This is a genomic window from Microbacterium sp. sgz311019 (assembly GCF_056135325.1).
Genome location: NZ_JBWAXO010000006.1, coordinates 212,624 through 231,168, shown reverse-complemented (window position 1 = coordinate 231,168; position 18,545 = coordinate 212,624). Strand labels below are relative to the sequence as shown.

The window sequence follows — 18,545 nt, the reverse complement described above, 5'->3', positions numbered from 1 at the left end:
AGGCGCATCGGTCTCCAGTCACGCGTCGTCGGGGTCGGCGGCCTGCGCCTGATCGAGGAGAGGGAGGTCGTCGCGGGTCACGAGCCGCGCGGCGACCGCGTACTCGACGAGCCGCACACGTCGGTTCGTCGCGTAGGAGCCGACGCCGCCGCGCAGGCCCGGAACGCCGATGCGGTCGAGCTTGTCGCAGACGTTGTCGAGCTTGCGGTTGAAGCGGGTGATGGTCCAGCCGAGCCGTGCAGCGGCGTTCGCCGACGTCGGCAGCTCGCTCATGCCGGCACCTTCGCGGCGGAGGATCGGCTCGGCGAGCGCGAGGATCATCATCCGCTGGCTGAGGGTCAGCGGCACATCGCCGATGGTGGACTGCCCGTCGCCGTCCTCGAACACCGCGACCGGGCGAAACGCCGGCTCGCTCGCGTGGATCGTGAACTCGTAGGTCGTCGCTCCGGCGCTGAAGATGACCGCCGTCGCGGCGAACACGATCGGCAGGCGCGCGCCGGGCGCCAGCCACGCCTGCACGCGGCCGGCGGCATCCGTCACGGTCGCCGCCAGCCGGCTGCCGACGTTCGAGAGCAGCCACAGCCCGTCGACCCGCTCGATCGCCAGGAAGTGCCGGTGCAGGAACGGGTTGTCGTCGATCGCGAGGTCGCCCTCGCGGCCGACGAGGAACGCCTGCTCCGGTGAGACCTCGAACAGCTCCCCGGCGAAGTCGACGGTGAGACCGCCGGCGCTCACGGGGCGCATCCCGTCGTCTCGGTGGAGGACGTGCCGTCGGCGCGGACGGCGACCACCTGCACGCACGTGCGGCCGCCGGAGTCCGCGGGAACCGTCACCGAGGTCTTGTCGGTGCGCTGGGTGTCGGCATCCTGGCCCGGCACGTCCACATTCCAGAGGTAGGCGTCCCCCGGGTGCGGGTCGGGGTTGGTCCAGGTGAACGTGACGGCCCCGGCTCCGGGGACCCCCTTCAGGTCGGCGACCGGAGCGACGACGGCGGAGATCGGGTCCTGGGGCACGGCCGTCGGCGACGGGCTCTTGCGCGCGGAGGGGGCTCCGGCCGTGGCGAGGGATGCCGCCACCACCACGACGGCGACGACCACGGCCGCTGCCCCGGCGATGAGTCCCCACGTGAGTCTGCGGCGCCTGCCGACGGGCGCGCGGGCGGCCGGTGCCGGCTGCGGCTCCTCGAAGGCGACGGATGCCGGCGGCACGGCGACCGGCGCGCGCGCGACGGTCACGTCGGCGGCCGGCGCCTCCCTGCGCACGGTATCCGCCGCCGCGGGCATCCCCGCGCGCACGACCGTGTGGTCGACGGTCTCGGCCGGCGGGCGCACCGACGGCACCGTCACGGCGGACGGGCGGGTGCGTCCGGCCGCGGGAGTCGTCTCGGGACTGATCGACATGACGCCGCGCACGCGGGTGCGCCCGTCGTCCTCGTCCTCGTCGAGCTCCTCCGGGGCCCCGTCATCCAGGATGTCGATCGGCGTGACGGAGTGCGCCAGCTCGATCTGGACCGTCTGGAGCGCCCGCGCGAACGCCAGTGCGCTCTCGTAGCGGTCGGCGGGGTTCTTCGCCATCGACCGCTCCAGCACGTGCTGGAGGGAGGCAGGCACGTCGGCACGGCCGATCGGCGGCAGGGGCAGCGACTCGATGCGCTCGATGAGGTCGACGCCGGCGTTCCGCTGTCCGGGGAGCTCGAACGGCGATCGCCCCGCCAGCAGCGAGTAGACCGTGGCGCCGAGCGCGTACACGTCGGAGCGCACGTCGCTGCGCGGAGTGTCGGCGAACGACTCCGGCGGCGACCACGGGATCGACAGGCCCGCCGACTCCCCCGCGGCACCGGTCGTCGACGCGATGCCGAAGTCCGTCAGCGCGGGGCGGTTGTACTCGGTGACGAGGATGTTCGCCGGCTTGATGTCGCGGTGCAGGACGCCCGCGCGATGGGCCGTCTCCACGGCGGCCGCCACCGGGATGCCGACCCGCAGCGCCTCGGCGACCGAGAACGCCTCGCGCCGGTGCCGCGCCTGCAGGTTCGGCTTCGGGCAGTACTCCATCACGAGGTACGGGCGGCCGTCGCGCGAGACTCCGGCCTGGTAGATCGTGACGATCGCGGGATGCGTCGACAGCATCGCCATGACGTTCGCCTCGTCGGTGAACTCCTGCACCGACGAGCTGGACATCCGGTCGGGGAGCAGCACCTTCACCGCGACGTTGCGCCGCGGAAGCTCCTGCTCGTAGAGGAAGACGTCGGCGAATCCGCCCGAGCCGAGGACGTCCAGCTGGCGGAACCCCGGCAGGTCCGGCGGCGCCATCGGCGCGCGCTTGGCGCCGGACGGCGAGGTGGATGCGGGCGTCATGACAGATCCTCGATCGTCACGGTGACCCCGTCGCCGAGGTCGATGGCATCGCCGATGACGACGACGGTCGACTCCCCGGGATGCAGCCGAACGGGGTCGCTGCCCGGCCGCAGCAGCATCGACCCGTTCGTCGTGTGCAGGTCGGTGGCGACGACGGCCCCCGCCTCGACGCGCAGCTCGAGATGGCTGCGCGAGATGTCCTGCTGCGGGCTCTCGACGGCGACGAGGTGTGGCAGATCGGTGCCCGAGACGCGAGTGGACCGCGGGCGCCGGCCGATCACGACCGTGCGATCGAGCGACAGCACCGCACCGGTGGACAGCCGGATGCGAGCCGGCGCGGGCGGACGCGGCGGCGCGAGCGGCTCCTCGTCCACGCCGCGCAGCGCGCGGGCCTGCGCGAGCGAGATCGTGGCGCCGTCGTGGTCGCCGGGGGCGTCCGGCGTCGACTCGGGCTGCGGTTCGTCGGGCTCTTCCTCCGGCCGCACGGCCGCCTCCTCGACCGAGCGCATGATCGTCGCGCCCCAGAGGTGGTCGTAGCCGGTCGTATCAGACGGGGCCGGTTCGTCCGCGTCCCGTGGAGCGAGGCCGGTGTCGATCGGCAGCAGGGTGTCGGCGGGGTCCGTGTGACCCGTGGCGGCGGAGAGCACGGCGGACGAGTCGATGATGCCGGTCGCCGCGGCCAGGTGTGACGGCGCGGGCTCCGGTGCGGCCACGGGCTCCGGTGCGGGTGCGGCATCCGCCCCCCTCTCGGCGGTCCACGCGATGCGCGAGGCGAACACGACACCCGCCGTCAGGGGGAGGATCGCGTCGGCGGTCGCGTCGGCGAGCGCGATCCGGACGCCGCGCGCTCCGGGCAGCACGCGCTCGACCCACGTCGTCACGCCGGTTCCGGAGATCCCCTCCACGCCGTCCGATCGCACGACGACGGCTCCGCGGAGCGCCAGACGGATGCCGCCCGGCTCGGCGACGGCGACTGCGAAGTCGGGGAGGTTCGTGAGGGATGCGCCGCAGGCATCGGCGAGCGCACCCAGGATCGAGCCGAGCTCTGCCGAGGCGGCGACCGCCTCCCAGAGCCCGGCCGCCGCGGCCGGGTCGAGCTCACGGTCGACCACGACCACGGCGTGCCCGGAGACGAGCGCCGCCGCGCGGCCGGGAGCGTACTGCGCGCTCATGCCATCACCTCTCGCGGTCGGGTGTCGCCGTCGGCGTGCTCGTCGAGCCCGACGGGAACGCTCCGGGGACCGCCGGCGCGGCGCGCCCGTGTCGCGGTGACGTCCACGACGATCGCGGTGATGTTGTCGCGGCCGCCGTTGTCGAGCGCCGCGTGGACGAGACGCTCGGCCGCGGCCTGCGGCCGCGCCTCGGCGCGGAGGACGGCCTCGATCGCCGCGGCATCCACCTCGCTCGAGAGCCCGTCGGAGCACACCAGCACGCGGTCGCCACGGGATGCGGGCAGCAGCCAGAAGTCCGGCTCCCCCGCGCTTCCGGCGCCGATCGCGCGCGTGATGACATTGCGGCGGGAGTCGTGGGCCGCGGCATCCTCGTCCAGCTGGCCCAGGTCGACCAGCTCCTGCACGACCGAGTGGTCTACCGAGACCTGCTCGAACCCACCGTCGCTCAGCAGGTACGTGCGCGAGTCGCCCAGATTCATCGCGAGCCAGTAGCCCTCGCCGTCGATGTCGGCGACGACGACTCCGGCGAGTGTCGTCCCCGCGCCCTCCGCACCCTCCGACTCCGACAGTGCGTCGACCCGCTCGCGGGCCCTGGCGAGCGCCGCCTGGACGTCGTCGATGCCGAGGCTCGGACGACCGACGAGCGTCGCGAACTCCTCGACGACGATGGCGCTGGCGACCTCGCCCGCCCGATGGCCGCCCATCCCGTCGGCGACGACGAACACCGGCGCTGCGGCGAGGTGCGAGTCCTCGTTGATCTTGCGACGCAGGCCGACGTGGGTCGCCGCACCTGCGACGACGGTGAGCGGGGATGCCCCGGTCATGCGAGCTCCTCGACGGTCAGGGAGCGGTCGCCGATCTCGACGCGGTCGCCGGCCTGCAGGCGCACGCGCTCCGCGGGATCGAGCGGGATCGAGGAGCCGGCGCGCTGCAGCACGGTTCCGTTCGTGGAGTGTCGATCCGCGATCCAGGTCCCGGTGTCGTCGGTGTCTGCCTCGAAGTGCGTCTTGGACAGGGAGAGTGTCTCGTCGCGCACGGCGATCGCGGTGGTGCCGGGCTCGGCGATGGGGTTGCGGCCGAAAACCGTGCGGCCGTAGATCGCCGTGCGGGTGCCGTCGTCCCACACGAGCGCGAGTCGCACGGGCGCGTCGGAGCGGAGGGATGCGGTCGCCCGCGTCGCATCCAGATCCTCCGCCTCGCCGGGCGCGGAGGGGGGCGGAGCGTCAGCCGGGGCTGCGGTCGGGGCTGCCGCAGCGGCCGGGGCCGGGGCTGCCTCGGCGGCCGGGGCCGGGGCTGCCTCGGCGGGGGGCGCCGTCGACTCAGGGACCTCGGGCGCCGCGGTGGTGGCACGCGCCGCGCCACCCGGCACCTGCGAGATGATTCCGACGTCCTGCACGGGGATGACCGGTGCCACGGCCACCGGAGGCGCGGGCGCAGGGACCGGCGGCAGGGCGACGGGCTCTTCGCCGGAGTGGGGGTCGGTGTGCATCAGGTCGGCGACGCTCGCGGCCGGAACGGTCGGAAACGTCGTGTGCGCCGACGCCGTCCGCGTCGAAGGGTCCGCCACGAGGAACGGATTCGGTGTCGCGACCGGCTGCGGGAACACTGCCGCGGCAGCCGCCGGGGCGGGCTCGGCCCCAGGCCGGGTGCGCTCGACCACGGCGGCGCCCGCGGCACGGTCGTGCCATCCGCGCCGGCGCGCGCTGCCGTCGAAGAGCGGCGTGACGTACCCGACGACGATCGCGCACGCCGCCCACCACACGATGTTGCGCAGCAGCGCGCGCCGGAATCCGATCGGGGTCGCCGCCTCGGCATCCACGATCACGATCCGCAGGAGGCGCTGGCCGATCGATCCGTGTCCGGCCTGCATAACGGTGTAGACGAGCGCCCACGCGATCGAGACGACGATCGTGAACACGGACGCCAGCAGCACACCCCACGCGAGAGTGACGGCATTCGCCGACGCCCCGCCGAGCATGATGAACACCGCGCCGAGGCCCCACGCGAGAAGGACGATGACGCCGGCGACCGCGGCATCGACGGCGTAGGCGGCCGCCCGCACCCCGATCGATGCGGGCACCGACGTCGGCGCGAGCGGTTTCACGCGCTCGGAGGCGGGTGTGGAGACGGTCATGGGCGATCCTTCGGGGCGGTGCGTGGGGGCGAATCGGGCGCTGACGACGAACGGGGGACGATGGATGCCGCGGGCGTCCGCCCGCTGCGCAGCGAGCGGATGCTGAGCCGAGCCCCGAGCCGCCGCCAGAAGGACCGGTCGGCGGTCATGCCGCCCACGATCGCGTCGACCTCCGTCCAGAATCGGGCGACGTCGTCGGCCGTCGGCTCGGCCGGTCCGAAGACCTGGGCATCGGCCGCGCGGGCGAGGGTCGCGACGGCGGGCTGGTCGAACGCGGTGGCGACGGCCGACGCATCCTCCGCCCTCGTCGCACCCGACGCGAGGGGCGTGCCGAGGTCGAGCGCGCGATCGACGAGCTCGTCCCATCCGCCGCTGATGCGATCGCTCGGCCGCGGAGCCTCGCGCCGCCTGCGGCGCCGGACGCCCTTGACGAGCCCCATGGCGACGAACGGCGCGAGCAGCAGCGCGATGACCGCGAGCGTGCCGCCGCCGATCGCCAGCGCCGCTCCGACCCAGCCGGGAAGGGTGCTGTTGCGGTCGTCCTTGCCGCGGTCGTCCGGGATGCTCGGCGGCTGGTCCGCCGGCTCCTGCGCGGGCGGCGGCGGCTGCAGCACCTGGGGTTTCGGCTGCGTCTTGGGAGTCGTCGTCTCCTCGGTGGGCACGCGGTCTTTGGCGGGAGTCGGGTCGAAGGGCACCCAGCCGACGCCCTGGAAGGCGACCTCGACCCACGCGTGGAGGGTGTCGCTGTTCGCGGTGAAGACGCCAGGCGCCGACGCATCCTTGGGATGGAAGCCGAGCACGACCCGGGCCGGGATCCCGAGCTCCTGCGCGAACAGCGCCATCGCGACGGCGTACTGCTCGTCGTCGCCGACCATCTGCTGCGCGCCGACGAGGGCCGCGAGGCGGCCCGCGCCGTGACCTGCGAGCGAGCGCGGCTGACCCTCGAGGCCGTCGCTGTAGTACCCGCCGTCGGCGAAGTGCTTCTGGAGCGCGCGCACCTGGGCGATGGGCGTCGAGGCATCGCCCACAGCCTTGCTGGCCAGCTCGGCGAACGCCTGTGGGATGCCGTGCTGCGCCGGCATCCTGATCGGCGCGAACGGGGTCTTCGCAAGGCTCGCGTCGGAGTGCTCCGCCGGGATCACGGCATGGATCTCGTACGAGTCGCCCTTCTGCAGGGGAGTGGTGTCGACCGCGGTCTGGGTGGACTCGTTGTAGAAGGCCGTGCGGCGCAGGGCGTCGGCGCGCGGACCGCCGAACGTGATGCTCCGCGCCGCGCCGACGCCTGGAACCCACACGCCGCTGTATCCGTCGATGGAGACGCGGACGGTCGCCTCGGTGCCCGTCGCATCCGCCGACATGCTGGTGCGCGCCGGGCTGAACGCGCTCGATGTGCCGGCGCCCGAGTCGGAGACGTCGTAGACCGTGCCGGAGTAGGCATCCATCGCGGCGACGCGGACGCGGGCGCCCTTGGGCAGTCCCGAGACCGTGAACAGCGGCGTCTTCGTGTAGTCGCGCACATAGCCGCGGTAGGACTGCAGCGGGCTCGCGTAGTGGTGCACATCGAACGGCGCGATCACCACGTCGCGCAGCACATAGCGGGTGGTCGGCGGTGCCGCGACGGCGCCGGCGGCCGCTCCGCAGCCGATGGCGAGGGCGAGGATGCCGGCCCCCGCCGCGATGCGGCGGCCGGACCCCGCGCGGGTCGGCGCGCCGTCCGAGTCGACGGCGACCGCGGCCGCGGCGGGCGCCCAGGCCCGGCGGATCGCGAGCCAGGCGATCGCCACCGCGCCGAACACGACGCCCTGCGCGAGCGGGGCGGCGGGCTGCGAGGTGCCGAGGGCGATCTGACCGACGAGGTAGGCCGTGGCCGGGATGAGCGCCCACGCGGGAGTCCGCAGGCGCAGGCCCAGTGAACCCACGAGCACGGCGGCGACGAGGCTCAGCAGGGAGGGGACGATCAGGAAGCCGTCGGAGGCCGACACGGGCGCCGGCGTCGTGATCAGCTGCTTGAACGACTCGACCGCGCCCGCGCCGAGGCCGCGCAGCGTGTCGAGCGTGGGGACGACTCCGCCGAGAGCCGTGCCGGGCAGCGCGAGCGCCCCCCCGAAGAGGAAGTACGCGGCGACGACGACCGCGGCGACGACCAGCACGCTCCAGCGCAGGCGCGCACCGACGGCGGCGACGGTGAGGCCGAGCACCGCTCCCCCGACGGCCGCGATCAGATACGACGGGCCGTCGAACGTCGGCGCGAAGCCCACGATCGGGACGGCGAGCAGCAGGGCCGACGCCGTGAGATCGAGCACCCACCGGCGCGCGGGAAGCGTCTCGGGGCTCGTGCCGGCGCTCACGCGAGCACCTTCGAGAGCGCGAGCGGCAGCTGCTCGAGCGCGCCCACCGTCACGACATCGGCGTCGCCCAGGCGCCGCAGCGAGGGCTCGGCACCGAGGTCGGCGACGAGCGCGAGCACGCGGGCGCCCTGGGGAGCACGGGCGCACGCAGCGCGCAGGCGCGCCGCATCCACCGCGGATCCGGTGACGAGGACGACGATGGCCGCCAGCGGGACGGATGCCACCACCGACGTCGCGAGGTCGTCGATCGACCCCTGCCGCGGACGGGAGGGCTGCAGGGCGGAGAGCCCGTCGAGGAACTGCTTGCCGGACTGCGCCGGGATCGTCGCCCCCTGGACGTGGACATCCACGCGGCGCGAGTCGAGCAGAGCCCGCAGTCCCAGGGATCCGGCCGCGGAGATCGCCAGCTCGAACTCGTCCGGCTCGCGGTAGTCGGCGGGGCTCCGGCTGAGGCCGATCGCGAAGTGCGAGCGCCGCGTCTCCTCGTACTGGCGCATCATGAGCTGGCCCGTGCGGGCGGTCGAGCGCCAATGCACGTGCCGCAGGTCGTCGCCCGGCACGTACTCGCGGAGGGCATGGAACGAGACGTCGTCGCGCGAGAGGTCGGTGGCCGCCATCCCCTCGAGGTCGCGGACGAAGCCGAGCGACTGACCTGCGAACAGCACCGTGCGCGGGTGGACGTACAGGTCGACGGCGGTGCCCCGATGCTGGATGCGCTCGAAGAGCCCGAGCGCGTCGCCGCGGACGACGCTCACCGGGCCCACGGGCAGCACGCCCCTGCGCTGGGTCGGGATCGCGAAGAGCTCCTCCACCGACTCCCCGGCCGACAGTCGCTTGACCGCGAACTCCCCGCGGCCGGATCCGACGGGCAGGACGACTGTCGCGGGCAGGATCGCCCGCGACCCGTCGTTGGCGAGGGTCAGGGCGCCCACCGCGCGCTCGCCGACGACCACGCGCGTGCGGCCGAGGTCGAGCGTCACAGCATAGGTCGACCGGCCGATGAGGAAGAGCGCGCCGAGGGCGAGCGTCGTCGTGACGACGACGGCCGCGATCGTGAGCTCCTGCCAGCCGAGCGCCGAGCCGGCCGCCCACAGGACCACGGCGGCGCCGATCAGGATCCAGCCGATGGGACGCACGACGCGCAGGATGCGCCCGACGGCTGCGGGGGCCGGGACGGCGAAGGCCGCGGCTGCGCGCGCAGGAGCGGCAGCATCCCGCCGTCTCGCCGCCCGGCGCGCCCCGAGTGCCTCCGTCGCCATCACGCCGCCGATCGCGCCTGCGGGGCCGCCACCTGCTCGAGCACGCGGGCGATGACGGCCTCGGCGGTCGTGCCGCCGAACTCGGCCTCGGGCTCGAGCACGATCCGATGCGTCCAGACGTACGGGGCCAGGGCCTTGATGTCGTCGGGCAGGACGTAGTGACGCCCGGCGGCGGCGGCGAGCACCTTCGCGATGCGGATCATCGCGAGCGAGCCGCGCACCGAGACGCCGAGGCGCGTCGCCGCATCGTCGCGTGTCGCCTGCGAGAGCTGCGCGGCGTAGCGGAGCACGGCCGTGTCGACGTGAACGGTGGCGGCAAGGTCGGCCATGTCGGCGATCGCGCTCGTGGTGATGATCGCGGGCAGGTGCGCCGAGGGGTTGCGATCGGCGGCGCCGGCGAGGATGCGCTCGGCGACCTCCAGCGACGGGTAGCCGATGGAGGTCCGCACGAGGAAGCGGTCGAGCTGCGCCTCGGGCAGCTTGTACGTGCCGGCCTGCTCGATGGGGTTCTGCGTGGCGATCACGAGGAACGGGCGGCCGACCTCGTGCGGCTGCCCGTCGACGGTCACGCGAGACTCCTCCATGACTTCGAGGAGGGCCGACTGCGTCTTCGGCGAGGCGCGGTTGATCTCGTCCGCGAGCAGGATCGAGGCGAACACGGGTCCGCGATGGAACTCGAAGCGGTGGCTGTGCTGGTCGTAGATCGTGACACCGGTCACATCCGAGGGCAGCAGGTCGGGCGTGAACTGGATGCGGGAGTTCGTGCCCTGCACCGTCGCCGCAAGAGCCTTGGCCAGGCTCGTCTTGCCGGTTCCCGGAGCGTCCTCGAGGAGGACGTGCCCCTCGGCGAGCATGGCCGCCAGCACCAGGCCGATGACCTCGCGCTTGCCCATCAGCGCCTGGTCGACGTTGTCGACGAGGCGCGCGAAGGTGCCCTGGAACCAGGCGGCCTGTTCGGGGGTCATCGTCATGTCGTCCTCTATTCGTGTGTACGGGTGGTCACCACGTCGTGTGCGTGGCGTCCCCCCACCCGGCGATGTTGATCCAGAAGTCATAGCCCGCGCCGCCGAAGTAGCAGCCGAGCTGGACGGTGCCGTCCGACGGGACGTAGTAGGTGCGCTCGCCCCACCGGCCGCCGAAGGGGCCGGTGCCGTTGCACGACAGGGTGTAGTTGCCCGCCGGGAAGTTGTGCACGGTGACCGTGCCGTAGGCGCAGCCGGAGGACGAGCAGCCCGGCTGGCCCTGGGCGTTGCCGGTGTGGCCCGAGTCGGCGGTCGCCTGGGGCTTCGCCGCGGTCGTGGCGCTGTCGCTGGCCACCGCGGACACCTGGCCGGCGGCGTCGTACGCCCGAACGCGGATGGTGCCGGTGTGGCTGTAGCCGACGTTGTTGCGGATCGTGCTGCCGGTCATCGGCGAGGCCGTGGTCCACGCGCCGCCGTCGATGCTGTACTCGACTTTCGAGATGGCGCGGCCGTTGGCGGCCGGCGCGGACCAGCTGTACTTGATGTCCTGTCCGCTCGCCGTCGCGTTGGCGCCCGGCGTGTTCACCGGGCCGTACGGGACCGCGCCGTTCGAGGACGCGGAGGGGTCACCCGTGTAGCGCACGCCGTCCATCGACGTGTACGCCCGCAGGCGCACCGTGTAGGTCGTGCCGTTGTTCAATCCGCCGATGGTCGTGCCCGCGAGGGCCTTCCACGCGCCGCCGTTGAGCGAGTACTCGTAGTTCACCTCGCTCGCCGTCGCGCCGTTGCCGGGCGCGGGGCTGTACGCCACGACGATCGCGCTGTCGCCCTTCGGCGTGGAGGCGGTGACGTTCGTCGGCTGGCCCGGTGCGATGAAGGCGCGTTTGGGGGCGGATGCCGCGCTCCACGCGCTCCAGCCCGCCTTGTTCTGCGCGCGCACCTTGAAGGTGTAGTCGGTCGTCGAGGTCGGCAGCGGGATCGCCTGACGGGTCTGCGAGGCCGACACGGGAATGGTCCGCTGCACCGCGCCGCCCTGGAGCACCTGCACCTCGTAGCCCGCGATCGCGTCGCCGTTGCTCGCCGGGGCCGCCCACACGACCTCGATCTGCGCCTGCGGGGGCACAGGCTCGAGGCGGTTCGTCGTCGGCGCCGCGGGAACGGCGGGGGCGGCGGCCGGCGTCTCGCCGAGCGACCACGCACTCCACGACGAGGGTTCGGGCGCCTTGTTCACGGCCTGCACGCGCACCCGGTAGTCGGTGCCGTTCTCGAGGCCCGTCCAGGTGAGGGTGTTGCCCGTGACGCCGGTGCGCTGCACGGCGCCCGAGGGCGGCGCCGGCGAGATCTCGAGGTTGTACGACTCGACGGGCGAGCCGGGGGTGGTCGGCGTCTTCCACGAGACGGCGAGGCTCTTGTCGCCGAACGCCAGCGTCGGCGCGTCGGGCGTGTCCGGCCGTGCGTCGGGGCGTGCGGTCTCGCTCGGCAGCGACGCATCCGATGTCCCGACGCGGTTCGTCGCGGTGACCGTGAAGTTGTACTCGACGTTGTTGGTGAGCCCGTCCAGCGTGCAGGTGGTGGACGCACACGCCTTCGAGTACCCACCGGCCAGGGACCGGACGGTATAGCCGGTGATCTCTGCCCCGTTGTCGACGGGGGGCGTCCAGTTGAGCACCACCGTGCGGTCCTGCACGCTCGTCACCGTCGGCTTGCCCGGCTGACCCGGCCGCCCCTGCACGGTCAGGACGATGCGCCCCTCGACCTCACGGTCGACGTCGGCCGTGGCATCCTGCACGCGATAGCGCACGACGAGCGTGCCGACGTAGTCCTTCGCGATGGCGACGTCGACCTTCGACCCGCTGACGGTCGCCCGTCCATCGCCGGTCACGGTGGCCGCGGAGACGAGCCCGAGCGGCTTGTCCGGGAACGGGTTGAAGTCGTTCTCGAGCACGGGGACGCTCACGGTCGTGCCCTGGTGGGCCTCCGTGACCACATCGTCGTTCGCGGTGGCGAGCGGACGGGTGGATGCCGTGATGCTCACGGCTACCTCGCCGTCCACCGGGCCGGTGCGGCCGTCGGTCAGACGGATGTGCAGCGTCGCGCCCGTGCCCTTCTTCGCATCGGCCGGCGCGCTGACCGTGAGGGTGGAGCCGTCGATCGAGGCGTTCAATCCGCCCGGCGCACCGCCGACGAGCTGGTAGGCCATCCTGGCGAGGTCGCCCTTGTCGGGGTCGCTCGTGAGCCCGCGCAGATCGAGGGTCGCAGCATCCTCTCCCGGCGCGACGCTGAGCTGCCCGTTCACGAAGGTCGGCGGCTGGTCGTCGGGCGGCAGCACCGTGATCGGGATCGTGAGGGTCGCCTTGTGGCCCTTCGGGTCGTCGGGGCCGGTGCCGTCGGTGACCTCGAAGGTCAGCGCGTCGGGTCCGAAGTAGCCGGTGGCGGACGTGTAGACGAGCGTCGTCTGGTCCTTCACGAGGCCGTCGCCGTTGCCGTGCACGGTCGAGACCTTGGCGGCCTCCGTGACGACGACCCGTCCGCCGTCGGCGGCGCGGACGTAGTCGGCGAGCGGCACCTCGACGGTCTGGCCGCTCTTCACCTCGAGGGGCGTGGTCGAGCGCAGCGTCGGCGGCAGCGATCCCTTCGCCGGCACGCGGATGAAGGCCGATGCGGTCAGCCCGTCGGGGTCGGTGAGCGTGTACATCACCAGCTGGTCGGCATCGGTCAGCGTGACGCGCACCGTGCCACCGGAGACCACACGCGCCGACGACCCGTCGAGTGAGATCTTCAGCGCCGTGGTCGTGCCGTCCGGGTCCTCGTCGTTCTTCAGGACGTCGACGTCGGCGACGCCGCTGTGGACGACGGATGCGTCGACGCCGTCGTCGCGGGCGATGGGGGCGAGCAGCGGCACGTCGCCCTTGACGGTGACCTGCACGACGCCGATCGCCTCGGCGCCGCGGGCGTCGCGGATCGTGTACTGCAGAGACGTGGAGCCGACCTTGTCCGGCGCGGTGACGACGACGCGATCGCCCTGCACCTTCGCCGTGAGGCCCGCGGGAAGAACGAGCCCGCCGGTCACGAGCCCGATCTGGTCGCCGTCCGGGTCGGAGTCGTTGGCGAGCACGGGAACGGCGACCTCGCGACCGGGCCTGACGGTGATCGCGTCCTTGACCGCGTACGGCGCCTGGTTGACGCCGGGTGCCGGCGCGATGCCGACGCGCACGGTCGCCGTCGCCTCCGCGCCCAGGCGATCGCGCACCCGGTAGGTGAACGAGTCGTCACCCGAGCTGCCGGCGAGCGCCTCATAGACGATCTCGTCGGGACCGACGCTCATCACGCGGCCCTTCTGCGGAGCCGAGGCGATGCCGACGAGCGACACCGAGTCGCCGTCCGGGTCGATGCCGTCGAGCGGCACGGCGATGTGCACGGTGGCGCCGGCGAGGGTGCGGGCGACGAGCGCCTTCGGCAAGGGTGCCGCGTTCGTGTCGGCGTTGCGCGGCACGACCTGGATCGTGATGTAGCCCGCATCCTTCTGTCCGCTGTCGTTGACGACCTCGTACGTCGCGTGGACGGTGCCGGGGGTGTCCGAGGCGCGGAACCGCACGGTGTCCTGGGCGACGAAGATCTCACCCGACTTCGGGTCGGGCAGCGGTGCGACCAGCTGCGGGACGACGTGCAGCGTGCCGCCGTTGGGATCGTGGTCATTGGCGAGCACGGGGATGGTGACGACGTCGCCCGCGCGCACGACCGCGGTGTCGTCCTCGGCGACCGGCGGGCGCAGCGTGTCGGGCGCCGGGATCGGGATGACGACGATCGTCCCCGTGGCGGACTTGCGGCCGTTGGAGATCGTGTACTCCACGATCACCTGCCCGCTGAGGGCCCCCTGGTTGCCGATGCGGACGGTGTCGTGGTCGAGCACCGCTGCGGTGACGCCTGCGGCCGCCGGCACCTTGACGGACTGCACGACGAGGATGCCGCCGGAGGGATCGGAGTCGTTGGCCAGCACGTTCACGAGCACGTCGCCGCCGGCCTGCACCAGGGCGACGTCGCGGACCGCGACCGGCGGCAGGTCGCTGCCCTTGTCGTCGATGACGTCGACGCGCACGATGCCGGCGGCGGTCGGGGCACCGGCCGCGACGAGGTACTGCACGTAGTACGTGCCGATCGCGTCGGCACGCACCGTGAAGGTCCCGGCGGAGTAGTCGGGGCTGAGGCTGAGCCCCGCGACGTTGTCGACGCGGGTCAGGCGCAGCGGCTCGCTGCCCGCGGAGTAGTCGTTGGCCAGGGGCGCGACCGAGGCGGTGTCGCCGACGCGCACGACGATGTGGTCGGCATTGGTGATCGGCACGACCGAGCCCGCCGGGCGCACGTCGATGTGGAGCACGCCCTGGCCCGTCTTCGCGCCGTCGGAGACCTTGACGGCGACATCGCGGCGCCCGAGTGCGCCGCTGATCGCCCGGTACGTGAGCGTCCCGTCGGCCGCGACCTCGACCTCGTCGCCGACAGCCGGCTCGGCCGCGACGAGCGTCATCTCGTCGCCGTCGGGGTCGCGCCAGTCCGGCAGCACGTTGTACGTCAGGGTGCCGCCGGCCTCCATCGTGAGGGTCGTCGATCGCTTCTGCTCGGGAGCGCCGTTGACGTCCCAGCCGTGCACGGCGAGGGTCACCTGAGCCCGTGCGGAGCCGCCGCGCCCGTCATCCGCGGTGTAGCCGAACGAGTCTCCGCCCGTCGCGTCGTCGGGCACCTGCAGCTGCAGGGCGCCGCCGTCGTCGATGGGCTGGAGATCGCCGACCCGCGTCGTCAGCGGCGCGGATGCCGTGAGCACGTCGCCGTCGGGATCGGTGTCGTTCTCGAGCACCGGCAGGATCGTCGTGCGCCCTGGGCGCACGCCGAAGTCGTCGGGGTTGGCGACGGGAGGCGAGTTCTTGTCGCTGCGCTGCGGCAGCGACGTCTGCACCTGCTCGTCGGTCGTCTGCTCGTCCTGCTTCTGCTCCTTGCCCTCGGGGGGTGTGACGTCCTGCCAGTTGTCGACCTTCTGCAGCTTGTCGCTGGCCGCCCACGCCGAGCCGCCGAACACGTCGTTGAGCACGACGACATCGCGGTTGACGCGGAACCGCAGCTTGGACGAGCCGGTCGCACCCGGGATGGCCTTCGCCACGTCGTCGCCGGCGCCGGGGCAGTCGCGCACGTACCGAGACGAGCCCGACCAGGCCGCGTAGGTGCAGCCGGCGACCTGCACGGGCGATGCGGGGTCGCCCGAGCCGCGCGCGGAGGTCTTCCGCACCGCAGAGCCGTCGAGAGGCACGCGCAGCAGGTCCGTCGTGGTCGAGACGGCGACGACATCCACCCCGTCGGACGGCTGCTGCAGGGCGGCGCTGTCGGCATGCGCGATCGTCGCCTTCACACCATCGGCGGTGAGGATCTTCCCGCTCGCCGCATCCAGCACGACCGCCGTCGATCCGACGGCCGTGATCGAGGGCTGGGATCGCTCATTCAGCTCGCCGAGTGCATGCCGCTGCGGCGCGGCGGGGTTGCCCTGCTGGTCGGTGGGGATGTCGACGAGCTCGCGGTTCTTCGCCGAGACCGCGTGGACGATGCCGTCGCGGCCGACCGCGGCGGCCGCTCCGGCCCCGAGTGCGGCGATCGGCTTGGTCTTTCCCGTCGTGAACGACGAGATGGCGGATGCGGGCACCACCCACAGCTGCCCCTTGGTGCTGAGCACCGCCACCGCCGAGCCCCCGAGGGCGACCTTCGCACCCGAGGGCAGATGCCCGCTCGAGCCGAGCGCGACCATGGCCGGATCGACGGCCGTCGCCGTGGACGCGGTGGGATCGACCACGACGACCGTGCTGCCCGACTGCAGGACGTCGAGATCGCGTGAGGCGCCGCGTACGGCGCCGTCGAGCAGCTTCGACTCGTCGTTGTAGTGCCCCACGAGGAGGGCGCTGCCCTTGGTCACCCAGACGCCGCCATCGTTGAGGTCGACCTTGGTGGTCGGCATCCCCTGATAGAGGAAGGCCATCGCCGTCAGCGCGACCGCGGCCACCGTCACGATGCCGCCGGAGGCCAGCGCGCGAGGGCGCGACCGAAGCCGGGCGAGCAGCTTCATGAGGGACCTCCGGGTGCGCTGGGGAGCATCGGATCGGCGCTCCACACCAGCGACCGATCGATACCGGCGGGCGCGGAGGGCTTTTACACCATAGCCTGGAGGTTTCCCCACGGCGAATCCCGCCGATGGGTCTGTTTCCCCATGGACCCGGCGGGGGCCAGCAGGGATGCGGCGCCCCTCAGGCGCGCCAGCATCCCTCGATGTGGTCGTCGACCATGCCCGCGGACTGCATGAGCGCGTAGAGCGTCGTCGGCCCGACGAAGCGGAAGCCCAGCTTGCGGAGAGCCTTGCTCGCGGCCTCCGACGCGGGGGTGGTCGCCGGGAGATCGGCGAACGATGCCGGGCGCCGCGCGCTCGGCGACGGCGCGAACGACCAGAGCAGGGCATCGAGCTCACCCTCGGCCATGGCCGAGACGATCCTCGCGTTGGAGATGGCGGCCTCGATCTTGGCGCGATTGCGGACGATGCCGGCATCCCCCATCAGCCGCTCGATGTCGCCCTCGTCGAACGCGGCGACGACCTCGGGCTCGAAGCCGGCGAAGGCCGCCCGGAAGGCCGGACGCTTGCGCAGGATCGTGATCCAGCTGAGGCCGGCCTGGAACCCCTCGAGGGTCAGCTTCTCGTAGAGCGGCCGATCGCCGTGCAGCGGGCGGCCCCACTCCTCGTCGTGATAGCGGAGGTATTCCGGGTCGCTGCCGACCCACGCGCAGCGGGCGCGCCCGTCGGGTCCGGTGACGAGGTCGCGCACGGGTTCGGTCACGGGCACCACGCTATCCGGCGCCTCGGACGTTCCTCCACGGTCAAGAGAAATGATTGAAAGTGATTGCAATGAGCACCTTGCGTGCACGAAATGATCGATGTACTGTCGACGCTAAACGATTAACATCGTTCACGCCGTGTGCGACCCCCTATCTCGTCCGAAGGAGTACCTGATACCCATGCGCCACCTGTCCCCCCGCGGCCGCGCCCTCGCCGCCGCCTCCACCGCGGCCGCCGCCGCTCTCGCCCTCACCGCCTGTGCGGGCGGCAGCGCCGGCGGAAGCTCGTCCGAGAACGTCACGCTCTCCTACGCCATCTGGGATCAGAACCAGCAGCCGGCGATGCAGAAGATCGCCGACGCGTTCCACAAGGAGCACCCGAACGTGACGGTCAAGATCCAGCTCACGCCGAACAAGGAGTACTGGACGAAGCTGCAGACCGCCGTCTCGGGCGGCTCCGGCCCCGACGTGTTCTGGATGAACGGCCCCCACATCCAGCTCTACGCATCCAACGGCGTCCTCGCCCCGCTCGATGACCAGAAGATCCCCACCGCGGACTACCCGAAGAGCCTCGTCGATCTCTACACCTACGACGGCAAGCTGTACGGCGCTCCCAAGGACTTCGACACCATCGCGGTCTGGTACAACAAGGCGCTGTTCGACGCCGCCGGGCTCGCCTACCCGAAGGCCGGCTGGACCTGGCAGGACATGGCCGACACCGCCGCGAAGCTGACCGACAAGGCGAAGGGCGTGTACGGCGTCGCCGCCTCGCAGTACAGCCAGGAGAACTACTACGACTCGATCCCTCAGGCCGGCGGCTACGTCATCAGCCCCGACCACAAGAAGACGGGCTACGGCTCACCCGAGGCGCTGAAGGGCATCGAGTACTGGATCGACCTCATCAAGACCGGCAGCTCCCCCACCGCCCAGCAGATGACCGACACCGCACCCGAGGACATGTTCCTCTCCGGCAAGGTCGCCATGCTGCAGACCGGCTCCTGGGCGGCGATCGGCTACGCGCAGAACGCCGACATCGCCGACAAGGTGAACGTCGCGCCGCTGCCCGCAGGTCCCGCCGGCAACCAGAGCGTGATCCACGGTCTGGCCAACGTCGCGAACGCCAAGAGCCCGCATGCGACCGAGGCGAAGGAGTTCGCGGCCTTCGCGAGCGGCAAGCAGGCGTCGCAGATCCAGGCCGACACCGGCACCGTCATCCCCGCCTACAACGGCACCCAGGACGCGTGGGTGACGTCCATGCCGAAGTACGACCTGCACTACTACATCGACGCAGTGAAGGATGCCGTCCCCTACCCGGTCTCGAAGAACACCTCGGCCTGGACGCAGGACGAGACCGACATCCTCTCCCAGGTGTGGGCGGGCACGCTCGCGCCCGCGACGGGCATGAAGCAGCTCGCCGACAAGATGCAGGCCGCACTCGACGCCGAGCAGAAGAAGTGA

11 protein-coding genes are annotated in these 18,545 nt (G+C 72.4%); 1 reads left to right on the top strand and 10 read right to left on the bottom strand.

The window, feature by feature from the left end; all coding sequences use genetic code 11:
- Nucleotides 1-18: 18 nt before the first annotated feature.
- The 10 genes from AC0NZN_RS11650 to AC0NZN_RS11605 form a co-directional block, all read right to left on the bottom strand.
- Entirely contained in the window at nucleotides 19-744 is a 726-nt protein-coding gene (locus AC0NZN_RS11650) for a hypothetical protein (RefSeq protein ID WP_474592466.1), read from the bottom strand.
- Complete coding sequence (locus AC0NZN_RS11645; RefSeq protein ID WP_474592465.1) at nucleotides 732-2,354, bottom strand: serine/threonine-protein kinase; 1,623 nt, start codon at nucleotides 2,352-2,354, stop codon at nucleotides 732-734. The genes AC0NZN_RS11650 and AC0NZN_RS11645 overlap by 13 nt, the downstream gene beginning before the upstream one ends.
- Nucleotides 2,351-3,526: an FHA domain-containing protein gene (locus tag AC0NZN_RS11640; protein WP_474592464.1), complete on the bottom strand. Its 1,176-nt coding sequence runs from the start codon at nucleotides 3,524-3,526 to the stop codon at nucleotides 2,351-2,353. The genes AC0NZN_RS11645 and AC0NZN_RS11640 overlap by 4 nt, the downstream gene beginning before the upstream one ends.
- Entirely contained in the window at nucleotides 3,523-4,350 is an 828-nt protein-coding gene (locus AC0NZN_RS11635; RefSeq protein WP_474592463.1) for a PP2C family protein-serine/threonine phosphatase, read from the bottom strand. The genes AC0NZN_RS11640 and AC0NZN_RS11635 overlap by 4 nt, the downstream gene beginning before the upstream one ends.
- Entirely contained in the window at nucleotides 4,347-5,660 is a 1,314-nt protein-coding gene (locus tag AC0NZN_RS11630) for an RDD family protein (protein WP_474592462.1), read from the bottom strand. The genes AC0NZN_RS11635 and AC0NZN_RS11630 overlap by 4 nt, the downstream gene beginning before the upstream one ends.
- Nucleotides 5,657-8,008, bottom strand: coding sequence for a transglutaminase-like domain-containing protein (locus AC0NZN_RS11625; RefSeq protein WP_474592461.1), 2,352 nt, complete (start codon nucleotides 8,006-8,008; stop codon nucleotides 5,657-5,659). Before AC0NZN_RS11625 ends, AC0NZN_RS11630 begins: the two co-directional genes overlap by 4 nt.
- Entirely contained in the window at nucleotides 8,005-9,267 is a 1,263-nt protein-coding gene (locus tag AC0NZN_RS11620) for a DUF58 domain-containing protein (RefSeq protein WP_474592460.1), read from the bottom strand. Before AC0NZN_RS11620 ends, AC0NZN_RS11625 begins: the two co-directional genes overlap by 4 nt.
- Nucleotides 9,267-10,238: an AAA family ATPase gene (locus AC0NZN_RS11615; protein WP_474592459.1), complete on the bottom strand. Its 972-nt coding sequence runs from the start codon at nucleotides 10,236-10,238 to the stop codon at nucleotides 9,267-9,269. The genes AC0NZN_RS11620 and AC0NZN_RS11615 overlap by 1 nt, the downstream gene beginning before the upstream one ends.
- A 28-nt stretch (nucleotides 10,239-10,266) precedes the next feature.
- Nucleotides 10,267-16,329 (bottom strand): Ig-like domain-containing protein, encoded by a 6,063-nt coding sequence (locus tag AC0NZN_RS11610; RefSeq protein WP_474592458.1) that lies wholly within the window; start codon nucleotides 16,327-16,329, stop codon nucleotides 10,267-10,269.
- A 178-nt stretch (nucleotides 16,330-16,507) separates the two neighbouring features.
- Nucleotides 16,508-17,077 carry a DNA-3-methyladenine glycosylase I gene (locus tag AC0NZN_RS11605; RefSeq protein WP_474592565.1) on the bottom strand — a complete coding sequence of 190 codons (570 nt, stop codon included), beginning with the start codon at nucleotides 17,075-17,077 and terminating at the stop codon, nucleotides 16,508-16,510.
- A 190-nt stretch (nucleotides 17,078-17,267) separates the two neighbouring features.
- Between AC0NZN_RS11605 and AC0NZN_RS11600 the strand changes: the two genes are divergently transcribed.
- Complete coding sequence (locus tag AC0NZN_RS11600; RefSeq protein ID WP_474592457.1) at nucleotides 17,268-18,545, top strand: ABC transporter substrate-binding protein; 1,278 nt, start codon at nucleotides 17,268-17,270, stop codon at nucleotides 18,543-18,545.